This window comes from Rhizobium leguminosarum, from assembly GCF_001679785.1.
In the GTDB taxonomy this organism is placed as follows: Bacteria; Pseudomonadota; Alphaproteobacteria; order Rhizobiales; family Rhizobiaceae; genus Rhizobium; species Rhizobium leguminosarum_R.
Genome location: NZ_CP016292.1, coordinates 296,454 through 309,378, shown reverse-complemented (window position 1 = coordinate 309,378; position 12,925 = coordinate 296,454). Strand labels below are relative to the sequence as shown.

The 12,925-nt window shown below is 66.8% G+C and carries 8 protein-coding genes and 5 pseudogenes; all 13 read left to right on the top strand.

From position 1 onward, the window contains the following. Positions 1-504 precede the first annotated feature (504 nt). The 13 genes and pseudogenes from BA011_RS46220 to BA011_RS46810 all read left to right on the top strand — a co-directional run bounded on the left by BA011_RS46220 (position 505) and on the right by BA011_RS46810 (position 12,920). Positions 505-774: a hypothetical protein gene (locus BA011_RS46220; protein ID WP_065284806.1), complete on the top strand. Its 270-nt coding sequence runs from the start codon at positions 505-507 to the stop codon at positions 772-774. Next, the gene (locus tag BA011_RS46045) at positions 759-1,421 is read left to right on the top strand and encodes a condensation domain-containing protein (RefSeq protein WP_250638234.1); all 663 of its coding nucleotides are present in this window, start codon (positions 759-761) and stop codon (positions 1,419-1,421) included. The genes BA011_RS46220 and BA011_RS46045 overlap by 16 nt, the downstream gene beginning before the upstream one ends. 120 nt (positions 1,422-1,541) lie before the next feature. Next, a pseudogene (locus tag BA011_RS46035) lies at positions 1,542-2,314 on the top strand (AMP-binding protein). Further along, positions 2,299-6,169 (top strand): annotated as a pseudogene (locus BA011_RS46845) (amino acid adenylation domain-containing protein); the annotation flags it as partial. The pseudogenes BA011_RS46035 and BA011_RS46845, both read left to right, overlap by 16 nt. Positions 6,170-6,281: 112 nt before the next feature. Further along, positions 6,282-6,350 (top strand): annotated as a pseudogene (locus tag BA011_RS46840) (hypothetical protein); the annotation flags it as partial. A 52-nt stretch (positions 6,351-6,402) separates the two neighbouring features. Next, on the top strand, positions 6,403-6,843 hold the full coding sequence (locus BA011_RS46460; RefSeq protein WP_186806645.1) for a condensation domain-containing protein: 441 nt from the start codon (positions 6,403-6,405) through the stop codon (positions 6,841-6,843). Then, the gene (locus BA011_RS46455; RefSeq protein ID WP_186806644.1) at positions 6,840-7,667 is read left to right on the top strand and encodes a condensation domain-containing protein; all 828 of its coding nucleotides are present in this window, start codon (positions 6,840-6,842) and stop codon (positions 7,665-7,667) included. Before BA011_RS46460 ends, BA011_RS46455 begins: the two co-directional genes overlap by 4 nt. A 140-nt stretch (positions 7,668-7,807) precedes the next feature. Then, a pseudogene (locus tag BA011_RS46835) lies at positions 7,808-10,218 on the top strand (amino acid adenylation domain-containing protein); the annotation flags it as partial. Next, positions 10,211-10,465 (top strand): condensation domain-containing protein, encoded by a 255-nt coding sequence (locus tag BA011_RS46830; RefSeq protein ID WP_237352887.1) that lies wholly within the window; start codon positions 10,211-10,213, stop codon positions 10,463-10,465. The pseudogene BA011_RS46835 and the gene BA011_RS46830, both read left to right, overlap by 8 nt. Further along, positions 10,348-11,403, top strand: a pseudogene (locus BA011_RS46825) (condensation domain-containing protein); the annotation flags it as partial. The gene BA011_RS46830 and the pseudogene BA011_RS46825, both read left to right, overlap by 118 nt. Positions 11,404-11,428: 25 nt before the next feature. After that, complete coding sequence (locus tag BA011_RS46820; protein ID WP_420493464.1) at positions 11,429-11,878, top strand: AMP-binding protein; 450 nt, start codon at positions 11,429-11,431, stop codon at positions 11,876-11,878. Between the two features lie 152 nt (positions 11,879-12,030). Beyond that, the gene (locus BA011_RS46815) at positions 12,031-12,798 is read left to right on the top strand and encodes an AMP-binding enzyme (protein ID WP_237352871.1); all 768 of its coding nucleotides are present in this window, start codon (positions 12,031-12,033) and stop codon (positions 12,796-12,798) included. Next, positions 12,699-12,920, top strand: a complete 222-nt coding sequence (locus BA011_RS46810; RefSeq protein ID WP_265736948.1) for a phosphopantetheine-binding protein — start codon at positions 12,699-12,701, stop codon at positions 12,918-12,920. The genes BA011_RS46815 and BA011_RS46810 overlap by 100 nt, the downstream gene beginning before the upstream one ends. Positions 12,921-12,925 lie beyond the last annotated feature (5 nt).

Genomic DNA, 12,925 nt, shown 5'->3' with positions numbered 1-12,925 from the left:
GGCCGCAAGCCTTGGCAGCCATCACGAGGTGGCGGTGCCGGCCAACCTGATCACCGAGCACAGCACGGCGATTACGCCGCAGATGCTGCCGCTCATCGAGCTGGCCCAGCCGGAGATCGACCGGATCGTCGCCACGGTTCCCGGCGGCGTCGGCAACATCCAGGACATTTATGGCCTGTCGCCGCTGCAGGACGGCATCCTGTTCCATCATCTGCTGGCCAGCCGGGGCGATCCCTATCTGCTGGTCTCGCAGATGGCCTTTGCGACCGTGGCCTGTTGGAGCGCTATCTTGGCGCGGTTCAGCAGGTGGTGGATCGGCACGACATCCTGCGCACGGCCTTTGTCTGGGAGGGGCTGTCGAGCCCGGCGCAGGTTGTCTGGCGCAAGGCGGCCTTGGATGTGCGCGAGGTCGAGCTGGAGGGCTGTGATGGTTCCGGCGCCGATGAGCTCAGGCGGCGGTTCGATCCACGCCAGTACCGCATCGACCTTGGCCGGGCGCCGCTGATGCGGTTCGTGATCGCGCGCGAGCCCGGCAGCGGGCGCTGGCTGCAGCTGCAGCTGCTGCACCATCTGATCGGCGATCACACGACGCTGGAAGTGATGCATGCCGAGGTGCGGGCCGTGCTTGACGGGCGCGCCCATGAGCTGGCAGCGCCGCAGCCGTTCCGCAACCTGGTGGCGCAGGCGCGGCTGGGGTTGATGCCAAGGCGCATGAAGCGTTCTTCCAGGAACAATTGGCCGACATCGACGAGCCGACCATGCCGTTCGGGCTGAGCGAGGTCTACGGCGACGGCAGCGGATCCCGCGAGGCACGGCGGATGCTGCCGCAGGCGCTCAACGATCGGCTGCGGCAACAGGCGCGGCGGCTGGGGGTGAGCCTGGCGAGCCTTTGCCATCTGGCCTGGGGGCAGGTGGTGGCGCTGAGCAGCGGGCGCGAGCAGGTGGTGTTCGGCACGGTGCTGTTCGGCCGCATGCATGCCGGTGCCGGCGCCGACCGGGCGCTGGGCCTGTTCATCAACACCCTGCCTGTGCGGCTTGACCTCGACGGGACCGGGTCGAGGCGAGCGTGCGGACCACGCATGGCTTTCCGAGCTGCTGGCGCACGAGCATGCCTCGCTGGCGCTGGCGCAACGCTGCAGCGGGGTGGCGGCGCCGGCGCCGCTGTTCAGCGCGCTGTTGAACTACCGTCACAACACGCCGGCCATGGCCGGCGTGGGAACAAGCGACGTGCTGTCCGGCCTGGAATGGCTGGGCAGCGAGGAGCGCACCAACTATCCACTGACCCTGTCGGTGGAGGATTCTGGCGAGGCGCTCGGCCTGACGGCGCAGGTGGTGGAGCCGATCTCCGCCGATCGGATCTGCGGCTACATGCAGCAGGTGCTCGAGCAACTGGCCGAGGCGCTGGAGCATGCCCCCAATAGGCCGGTGCGCGACCTCGACATCCTGCCGGCCGCCGAGCGCACCTATCTGCTGGAGGATCTGAACCGGACGGCGGCGATTATCCGTCGGAGCGGTGCATCCATGAACTGTTCGAGGCACAGGTGCAAAAGGCGCCGGAGGCGGTGGCGGTGGTCCATGAGGAGGAGCGCCTAAGCTATGGCGAGCTCAACGCGCGGGCCAACCGGCTGGCCCATCATCTGATCGCCCTTGGGGTCAGGCCGGATCAGCCGGTGGCGATCTGCCTGGAACGCAGCCGGCGATGGTGGTGGGTCTTTTGGCGATCCTCAAGGCGGGCGGCGCCTATCTGCCGCTGGATCCGGCCTATCCGTCGGCGCGGCTGCGGCAGATTGTCGAGGATGCCGCACCGCGGCTGCTGCTTTGCGATGCCGCCGGACGCGCCGCACTCGGCCCCGAGGCGCTTGTCGATCTGACGGTGGTCGATCTGGAGACGGCCACCCCGGCCTGGGCCGAACTGCCGGCCTCGAACCCGGACCCGCATGCCCTTGGCCTGGGCCCGCGCCATCTCGCCTATGTCATCTACACCTCAGGCTCCACCGGAACCCCAAAGGGCGTCATGGTCGAGCATCACAGCACCGTGAACCTGCTGCATTGGAGCAGCGGCGTATTTGCGGAATCAGAGATCAGCCGCACGCTGTTTTCTACCTCGATCAGTTTTGATCTGTCCGTCTATGAGTGCTTCGTTGCGCTGTCGCAAGGAAGCAGTCTTTATCTTGTCGAGGACGCGCTGGCGTTGGCGCAGACGCCCTTGGATGTCTCCTTGATCAACACGGTCCCCTCGGCGATCGCCGCTCTGGTCGACAAGCAAGCCGTGCCAGCTTCGACACGCGTCATCAATTTGGCGGTGAGCGGCTGAAGGCAGATCTGATCGAGAGGGTCTTCGAGAGCAGTGGCGCAGAGAAGATCTGTAATCTGTACGCTCCTTCCGAGACGACGACGTACTCGACCTGGATTTGCATGCCAAGGGGAGAGGCTGTCGTTGAGACGATCGGCCGTCCGATCGCCAACACGCGGATCTACCTTCTGGACGCTCATGGTCAGCCGGTGCCGTTCGGGCGGTGGGTGAGCTTTACATCGGCGGAGCGGGGGTGGCGCGTGGCTACCTCAACCGTCCCGAGCTGACGGCGGAGCGGTTCATCGCCAGCCCGTTTGTGGAGGGCGACCGTCTGTACCGGAGCGGCGACCTTGGGCGTTATCTGCCGGACGGCAATCTGGAGTTTTGGGCCGCAACGACGATCAGGTGAAGATCCGCGGCTTCCGCATCGAGCCGGGCGAGATCGCCGCACGGCTTTGCGAGCACGAGCTTGTCGGCGATGCGGTGGTGGTGGCGCGCCAGGACCGCGCCGGCGACCAGCGGCTCGTCGCCTATGTGGTGGCGAAGCCGGCGCACGGATCGGACGAGGCCGATGGCGCGCAGCTTGCTGCCTCCTTGCGCGCCCATCTGGGTAGCCTGCTGCCCGACTACATGGTGCCGAGCGCCTTCGTGCGGCTGGATGGGCTGCCCTTGACACCGAACGGCAAGCTCGACCGCCAGGCGCTGCCGGCCCCCGACGACGATGCCTATGCGCGCACCGCCTATGAAGCGCCGCAGGGCGCGGTCGAGACGCTGCTGGCCGGGATCTGGCAAGAGCTCCTCGGTGTCGAGCGGGTCGGACGCAACGACAACTTCTTCGAGCTCGGCGGCCACTCGCTCCTGGCGGTGCAGCTCTCGAGCCGGCTGTCGCAGGCTGTTGGTGTCGAGCTGCCGCTGACGAGGCTGTTCGCCACGCCGGTGCTGGCGGATCTGGCGGCAAGCATCGTCGAGGCGTTGAGCCGCGCCGGTCCGCAAGAGCTGCCGGCGATTGCGGCCGTGTCGCGTCATGAGCCGCTTGTGCTGTCGTTTGCGCAGCAGCGGCTGTGGTTTTTGGCGCAGCTGGACGAGGGCAGCACCAACTATCACATTCCGCTGACCTTGCGGCTGCGTGGTGGGCTCGACCGCACCGCCTGGCAGCGCAGCCTTGACCGTTTTTTTGCCCGTCACGAGGCGCTGCGCAGTGTCTTTGTCGCACCAGAGGGCAAGCCCCGGGTTGAGGTTCTGCCGCCGGATGCGGGGCTGCCGGTGCTGGAGCACGATCTGCGGGCCCGGCCGGATGCAGAGGCAGCGCTTCTGGATCTGTGCCACGAAGAGGCGCGCACGCCATTCGATCTTGCGCGGGGCCGCTGATCCGCGGGCGTCTGATCCGGATGTCGGATGCGGAACACGTCTTCCTGCTGACGCAGCATCATATCGTCTCGGACGGCTGGTCGCTGGGCGTGCTGCTACGTGAACTCAGTCAGCTTTACCAGGCGTTCGAGGCTGGACGGGACGATCCTTTGCCGCCGCTGGCGATCCAGTATCCGGATTATGCCGCCTGGCAACGCCAATGGTTGTCGGGGAACGGCTGCAGAGCCAGGCGCAGTATTGGCGCGACACCCTGTCCGGCGCTCCGGCCCGACTTGCCTTGCCGACGGACCGTGCGCGGCCGGCCCAGCAGTCGTTTGCCGGGGCCAGTGTGCCTGTTGTCATCGATGCGGATCTGACGCGGGGCTGAAGCGGCTGAGCCGGCAGCATGGCACGACCTTGTTCATGACGGTGCTGGCGGCCTGGGCGGCGGTGCTGTCGCGTCTGTCGGGGCAGGACGACCTTGTGATCGGCGTGCCGAGCGCCAATCGAGGCCGGCGCGAGATCGAAGAGTTGATCGGCTTCTTCGTCAACACCCTGGCGCTTCGGGTCGACCTGTCGGGCGAGCCGAGCGTGTCGCAGCTTCTGGAACGGACGCGGCGCACGGCCCTGGCTGCGCAGGAGCATCAGGACCTGCCGTTCGAGCAGGTGGTGGAGATCGTCAAGCCGCCCCGGCATCTCGATCACACGCCGCTGTTCCAGGTGATGTTGGCCTGGCAGAACAACCCTGTCGGGTCGTTCGACCTTGCCGGGCTGAGCGTGGCGGCGGCCGGGGAGGGGCTCGATCAGGTCAAGTTCGATCTGGAGCTGAGCCTTGGCGAGTGTGATGAGGTCATAGCCGGAACGTTTGGTTATGCCACGGCGCTGTTCGATCAGGCGACGATCGAGCGGCAGCGTGGTTATCTGCTGGCGTTGCTGCGGGCGATGGTTGCCGATGCGGGTCAGCCGGTCGGCCGCATCGAGCTGCCGTCATCAGATGAGCGCACCTATCTGCTGGAGGATCTGAACCGGACGGCGGCGGCCTATCCGTCGGAGCGGTGCATCCATGAACTGTTCGAGGCACAGGTGCAAAAGGCGCCGGAGGCGGTGGCGGTGGTCCATGAGGAGGAGCGCCTAAGCTATGGCGAGCTCAACGCGCGGGCCAACCGGCTGGCCCATCATCTGATCGCCCTTGGGGTCAGGCCGGATCAGCCGGTGGCGATCTGCCTGGAACGCAGCCCGGCGATGGTGGTGGGTCTTTTGGCGATCCTCAAGGCGGGCGGCGCCTATCTGCCGCTGGATCCGGCCTATCCGTCGGCGCGGCTGCGGCAGATTGTCGAGGATGCCGCACCGCGGCTGCTGCTTTGCGATGCCGCCGGACGCGCCGCACTCGGCCCCGAGGCGCTTGTCGATCTGACGGTGGTCGATCTGGAGACGGCCACCCCGGCCTGGGCCGAACTGCCGGCCTCGAACCCGGACCCGCGCGCCCTTGGCCTGAGCCCGCGCCATCTCGCCTATGTCATCTACACCTCAGGCTCCACCGGAACCCCAAAGGGCGTCATGGTCGAGCATCGGGGGTTGGTGCGTCTGGTGGCGGGCAACGATTTCGTCGAAATCTCGCCGCAGGACATCTTTCTCAATGCCTCCTCGCCGACATTCGACGCGACCACGTTCGAGGTCTGGGGTGCCTTGGCGAACGGCGCCAGGGTTGTGCTCTATCCTGGACGTCACCTCTCGAGCGCAACGCTGGCCCAGATCATCCAGGACCAAGGCGTCACCATCGCCTGGATGACTGCCCGGTTGTTCGACGTCTATATCGCGGAGGGGCGGAGCACCAATCGGCTACAGCAACTGCTGGTCGGGGGCGAGGAGGTCTCCATCGCTTCCATCAGGGCATGCCAGAAGCGACATCCGACGCTGCGAATCTCAAATGGCTACGGCCCGACAGAGAACACCACCTTTAGTCTTTGTTATCCGGTGCCTGCTGAGTTCGATGGCCGGCAACGAGTGCCGCTGGGTCGACCAATTCGCAATTCGGTGGCCTATCTGTTGGACCGGTTTGCCCAGCCGGTGCCGTTCGGGGCGGTGGGTGAGCTTTACATCGGCGGGGCGGGGGTGGCGCGTGGCTACCTCAACCGTCCCGAGCTGACGGCGGAGCGGTTCATCGCCAGTCCGTTTGTGGAGGGCGACCGTCTGTACCGGAGCGGCGACCTTGGGCGTTATCTGCCGGACGGCAATCTGGAGTTTTTGGGCCGCAACGACGATCAGGTGAAGATCCGCGGCTTCCGCATCGAGCCGGGCGAGATCGCCGCACGGCTTTGCGAGCACGAGCTTGTCGCGATGCGGTGGTGGCGCGCGCCGACCGCGCCGGCGACCAGCACCTTGTCGCCTATGTCGTGTGTGGACCCGAGGCAGGATCGGACGACGAGGATGGAAGCGGGCTGGCCGGCGCCTTGCGCGCCCATCTGGGCGGGCGGCTGCCCGACTACATGGTGCCGGCTGCCTTCGTGCGGCTCGAGGCGCTGCCCTTGACGGCGAACGGCAAGCTCGACCGCCAGGCGCTGCCGGCCCCCGACGACGATGCCTATGCGCGGGCGGCCTATGAAGCGCCGCAGGGCGAGGTCGAGACGGCGCTGGCCGGGATCTGGCAAGAGCTCCTCGGTGTCGAGCGGTCGGACGCAACGACAACTTCTTCGAGCTCGGCGGCCACTCGCTCCTGGCGGTGCAGCTGATGGAGCGGCTGCGGCTGCTGTCGCTGGGGTGGAGTGCGCACCCTGTTTGCCAGGCCGGTGCTGGCCGATCTGGCCGCAAGCCTTGGCAGCCATCACGAGGTGGCGGTGCCGGCCAACCTGATCACCGAGCACAGCACGGCGATTACGCCGCAGATGCTGCCGCTCATCGAGCTGGCCCAGCCGGAGATCGACCGGATCGTCGCCACGGTTCCCGGCGGCGTCGGCAACATCCAGGACATTTATGGCCTGTCGCCGCTGCAGGACGGCATCCTGTTCCATCATCTGCTGGCCAGCCGGGGCGATCCCTATCTGCTGGTCTCGCAGATGGCCTTTGCCGACCGTGGCCTGTTGGAGCGCTATCTTGGCGCGGTTCAGCAGGTGGTGGATCGGCACGACATCCTGCGCACGGCCTTTGTCTGGGAGGGGCTGTCGAGCCCGGCCCAGGTGGTGTGGCGGCGTGCGCCGCTACAGTGAGCGAGGTCGAGCTGGATGACTGTGACGGTTCCGGCGCCGAGGAGCTCCGGCACCGGTTCGATCCGCGCCAGTACCGCATCGACCTTGGCCGGGCGCCGCTGATGCGGTTCGTGATCGCGCGAGAGCCCGGCAGCGGGCGCTGGCTGCTGCTGCAGCTGCTGCACCATCTGATCGGCGATCACACGACGCTGGAAGTGATGGATGCCGAGGTGCGGGCCGTGCTCGACGGGCGCGCCCATGAGCTGGCAGCGCCGCAGCCGTTCCGCAACCTGGTGGCGCAGGCGCGGCTGGGGGTTGATGCCAAGGCGCATGAAGCGTTCTTCCAGGAACAATTGGCCGACATCGACGAGCCGACCATGCCGTTCGGGCTGAGCGAGGTCTACGGCGACGGCAGCGGATCCCGCGAGGCACGGCGGATGCTGCCGCAGGCGCTCAACGATCGGCTGCGGCAACAGGCGCGGCGGCTGGGGGTGAGCCTGGCGAGCCTTTGCCATCTGGCCTGGGGGCAGGTGATGGCGCTGAGCAGCGGCCGCGAGCAGGTGGTGTTCGGCACGGTGCTGTTCGGCCGCATGCATGCCGGTGCCGGCGCCGACCGGGCGCTGGCCTGTTCATCACACCCCTGCCTGTGCGGCTTGACCTCGACGGGACCGGGGTCGAGGCGAGCGTGCGGACCACGCATGCGCGGCTTTCCGAGCTGCTGGCGCACGAGCATGCCTCGCTGCGCTGGCGCAACGCTGCAGCGGGGTGGCGGCGCCGGCGCCGCTGTTCAGCGCGCTGTTGAACTACCGTCACAACACGCCGGCGGTCGCCTGCGAAGCGGATGATGTCCTGTCCGGCCTGGAATGGCTGGGCAGCGAGGAGCGCACCAACTATCCACTGACCCTGTCGGTGGAGGATTTGGCGAGGCGCTCGCCCTGACGGCGCAGGTGGTGGAGCCGATCTCTGCGGATCGGGTCTGCGCTACATGCAGCAGGTGCTCGAGCAACTGGCCGAGGCGCTGGAGCATGCCCCCAATAGGCCGGTGCGCGACCTCGACATCCTGCCGGCCGCCGAGCGCACCTATCTGCTGGAGGATCTGAACCGGACGGCGGCGGATTATCCGTCGGAGCGGTGCATCCATGAACTGTTCGAGGCACAGGTGCAAAAGGCGCCGGAGGCGGTGGCGGTGGTCCATGAGGAGGAGCGCCTAAGCTATGGCGAGCTCAACGCGCGGGCCAACCGGGTGGCCCATCATCTGATCGCCCTTGGGGTCAGGCCGGATCAGCCGGTGGCGATCTGCCTGGAACGCAGCCCGGCGATGGTGGTGGGTCTTTTGGCGATCCTCAAGGCGGGCGGCGCCTATCTGCCGCTGGATCCGGCCTATCCGTCGGCGCGGCTGCGGCAGATTGTCGAGGATGCCGCACCGCGGCTGCTGCTTTGCGATGCCGCCGGACGCGCCGCACTCGGCCCCGAGGCGCTTGTCGATCTGACGGTGGTCGATCTGGAGACGGCCACCCCGGCCTGGGCCGAACTGCCGGCCTCGAACCCGGACCCGCATGCCCTTGGCCTGGGCCCGCGCCATCTCGCCTATGTCATCTACACCTCAGGCTCCACCGGAACCCCAAAGGGCGTCATGTCGAGCATCACAGCCTGGTCAATCTGGGGTTGGCTCAGATCGGGCTTTTTGGCGTCTGTTCAAATAGCCGTGTCGTGCAGTTCGCCTCCTTCGGTTTTGATGCAAGTGCTTGGGAGCTTGTCATGGCTTTTGGCTCAGGCGCCGCATTGCACTTGCCTGCGGACGAGCTCCGCCAGGCGAGTAACAAGCTATCGGATTACCTGCGAAGCGAAGCCATAACCCATGCGACGTTACCTCCAGCCTTGCTTCAGGCAAGCAAGGATCCGGGATGTTTGGCATCGCAAGTTCTCATTCTTGCTGGCGAACTGCCGAAAGCAGAACTCGTCCGAAGTCTGGCCCCGGCATCTATCGTCAACGCTTATGGCCCGACCGAAGCAACAGTCTGCGCGACGGTTTGGAGTTGTCCCGATGATTTTGATGGGTCAGTCGTCCCGATCGGCCGTCCGATCGCCAACACGCGGATCTACCTTCTGGACGGTCATGGTCAGCCGGTGCCGTTTGGGGCGGTGGGTGAGCTTTACATCGGCGGGGCGGGGGTGGCGCGTGGCTACCTCAACCGTCCCGAGCTGACGGCGGAGCGGTTCATCGCCAGTCCGTTTGTGGAGGGCGACCGTCTGTACCGGAGCGGCGACCTTGGGCGTTATCTGCCGGACGGCAATCTGGAGTTTTTGGGCCGCAACGACGATCAGGTGAAGATCCGCGGCTTCCGCATCGAGCCGGGCGAGATCGCCGCACGGCTTTGCGAGCACGAGCTTGTCGGCGATGCGGTGGTGGTGGCGCGCCAGGACCGCGCCGGCGACCAGCGGCTCGTCGCCTATGTGGTGGCGAAGCCGGCGCACGGATCGGACGAGGCCGATGGCGCGCAGCTTGCTGCCTCCTTGCGCGCCCATCTGGGTAGCCTGCTGCCGGACTACATGGTGCCGAGCGCCTTCGTGCGGCTGGATGGGCTGCCCTTGACACCGAACGGCAAGCTCGACCGCCAGGCGCTGCCGGCCCCCGACGACGATGCCTATGCGCGCACCGCCTATGAAGCGCCGCAGGGCGCGGTCGAGACGCTGCTGGCCGGGATCTGGCAAGAGCTCCTCGGTGTCGAGCGGGTCGGACGCAACGACAACTTCTTCGAGCTCGGCGGCCACTCGCTCCTGGCGGTGCAGCTCTCGAGCCGGCTGTCGCAGGCTGTTGGTGTCGAGCTGCCGCTGACGAGGCTGTTCGCCACGCCGGTGCTGGCGGATCTGGCGGCAAGCATCGTCGAGGCGTTGAGCCGCGCCGGTCCGCAAGAGCTGCCGGCGATTGCGGCCGTGTCGCGTCATGAGCCGCTTGTGCTGTCGTTTGCGCAGCAGCGGCTGTGGTTTTTGGCGCAGCTGGACGAGGGCAGCACCAACTATCACATTCCGCTGACCTTGCGGCTGCGTGGTGGGCTCGACCGCACCGCCTGGCAGCGCAGCCTTGACCGTTTTTTTGCCCGTCACGAGGCGCTGCGCAGTGTCTTTGTCGCACCAGAGGGCAAGCCCCGGGTTGAGGTTCTGCCGCCGGATGCGGGGCTGCCGGTGCTGGAGCACGATCTGCGGGCCCGGCCGGATGCAGAGGCAGCGCTTCTGGATCTGTGCCACGAAGAGGCGCGCACGCCATTCGATCTTGCGCGGGGGCCGCTGATCCGCGGGCGTCTGATCCGGATGTCGGATGCGGAACACGTCTTCCTGCTGACGCAGCATCATATCGTCTCGGACGGCTGGTCGCTGGGCGTGCTGCTACGTGAACTCAGTCAGCTTTACCAGGCGTTCGAGGCTGGACGGGACGATCCTTTGCCGCCGCTGGATCCAGTATCCGGATTATGCCGCCTGGCAACGCCAATGGTTGTCGGGGGAACGGCTGCAGAGCCAGGCGCAGTATTGGCGCGACACCCTGTCCGGCGCTCCGGCCCGACTTGCCTTGCCGACGGACCGTGCGCGGCCGGCCCAGCAGTCGTTTGCCGGGGCCAGTGGCCTGTTGTCATCGATGCGGATCTGACGCGGGGGCTGAAGCGGCTGAGCCGGCAGCATGGCACGACCTTGTTCATGACGGTGCTGGCGGCCTGGGCGGCGGTGCTGTCGCGTCTGTCGGGGCAGGACGACCTTGTGATCGGCGTGCCGAGCGCCAATCGAGGCCGGCGCGAGATCGAAGAGTTGATCGGCTTCTTCGTCAACACCCTGGCGCTTCGGGTCGACCTGTCGGGCGAGCCGAGCGTGTCGCAGCTTCTGGAACGGACGCGGCGCACGGCCCTGGCTGCGCAGGAGCATCAGGACCTGCCGTTCGAGCAGGTGGTGGAGATCGTCAAGCCGCCCCGGCATCTCGATCACACGCCGCTGTTCCAGGTGATGTTGGCCTGGCAGAACAACCCTGTCGGGTCGTTCGACCTTGCCGGGCTGAGCGTGGCGGCGGCCGGGGAGGGGCTCGATCAGGTCAAGTTCGATCTGGAGCTGAGCCTTGGCGAGTGTGATGAGGTCATAGCCGGAACGTTTGGTTATGCCACGGCGCTGTTCGATCAGGCGACGATCGAGCGGCAGCGTGGTTATCTGCTGGCGTTGCTGCGGGCGATGGTTGCCGATGCGGGTCAGCCGGTCGGCCGCATCGAGCTGCCGTCATCAGATGAGCGCACCTATCTGCTGGAGGATCTGAACCGGACGGCGGCGGCCTATCCGTCGGAGCGGTGCATCCATGAACTGTTCGAGGCACAGGTGCAAAAGGCGCCGGAGGCGGTGGCGGTGGTCCATGAGGAGGAGCGCCTAAGCTATGGCGAGCTCAACGCGCGGGCCAACCGGCTGGCCCATCATCTGATCGCCCTTGGGGTCAGGCCGGATCAGCCGGTGGCGATCTGCCTGGAACGCAGCCCGGCGATGGTGGTGGGTCTTTTGGCGATCCTCAAGGCGGGCGGCGCCTATCTGCCGCTGGATCCGGCCTATCCGTCGGCGCGGCTGCGGCAGATTGTCGAGGATGCCGCACCGCGGCTGCTGCTTTGCGATGCCGCCGCGCGCACTCGGCCCCGAGGCGCTTGTCGATCTGACGGTGGTCGATCTGGAGACGGCCACCCCGGCCTGGGCCGAACTGCCGGCCTCGAACCCGGACCCGCGCGCCCTTGGCCTGAGCCCGCGCCATCTCGCCTATGTCATCTACACCTCAGGCTCCACCGGAACCCCAAAGGGCGTCATGGTCGAGCATCGGGGGTTGGTCAATCTTACAGCATGGCATGTGCAAACGTTTTGTCGGCAACCAGAAACCTGCTGCACACTCACGGCTGCAGTGGCTTTCGATGCAGCACCTGGGAGCTATGGTCCGCATTATGCAATCGTAGCACATTGCTGCTCCCGCCCAGGGCGGCAGCAGGAGATTCCTCGCGTCTGTTGCAATGGTGGCGTGATCAACCACTGGACGCCGCCTTTCTAGCCACACCTGGCTACAACCGCATTGCAAGACGAGCTGGTAAATCCAAAATTGGGGTACTTGCTGATCGGTGGTGATCGTCTCCAGCGTGTTCCTTCCCGATACCGTCGCCTCTCAAGTTGATAAACAATTATGGCCCGACGGAAGTTACCGTCGTGGCAACCTCGGGACGACTTCTCAGTGACAACGCCGTGCCGCATATTGGCCGTCCGATCGCCAACACGCGGATCTACCTTCTGGACGGTCATGGTGCGCCGGTGCCGTTTGGGGCGGTGGGTGAGCTTTACATCGGCGGGGCGGGGGTGGCGCGTGGCTACCTCAACCGTCCCGAGCTGACGGCGGAGCGGTTCATCGCCAGCCCGTTTGTGGAGGGCGACCGTCTGTACCGGAGCGGCGACCTTGGGCGTTATCTGCCGGACGGCAATCTGGAGTTTTTGGGCCGCAACGACGATCAGGTGAAGATCCGCGGCTTCCGCATCGAGCCGGGCGAGATCGCCGCACGGCTTTGCGAGCACGAGCTTGTCGGCGATGCGGTGGTGGTGGCGCGCGCCGACCGCGCCGGCGACCAGCACCTTGTCGCCTATGTCGTGTGTGGACCCGAGGCAGGATCGGACGACGAGGATGGAAGCGGGCTGGCCGGCGCCTTGCGCGCCCATCTGGGCGGGCGGCTGCCCGACTACATGGTGCCGGCTGCCTTCGTGCGGCTCGAGGCGCTGCCCTTGACGGCGAACGGCAAGCTCGACCGCCAGGCGCTGCCGGCCCCCGACGACGATGCCTATGCGCGGCGGCCTATGAAGCGCCGCAGGGCGCGGTCGAGACGGCGCTGGCCGGGATCTGGCAAGAGCTCCTCGGTGTCGAGCGGGTCGGACGCAACGACAACTTCTTCGAGCTCGGCGGCCACTCGCTCCTGGCGGTGCAGCTGATGGAGCGGCTGCGGCTGCTGTCGCTGGGGGTGGAGGTGCGCACCCTGTTTGCCAGGCCGGTGCTGGCCGATCTGGCCGCAAGCCTTGGCAGCCATCACGAGGTGGCGGTGCGGCCAACCTGATCACC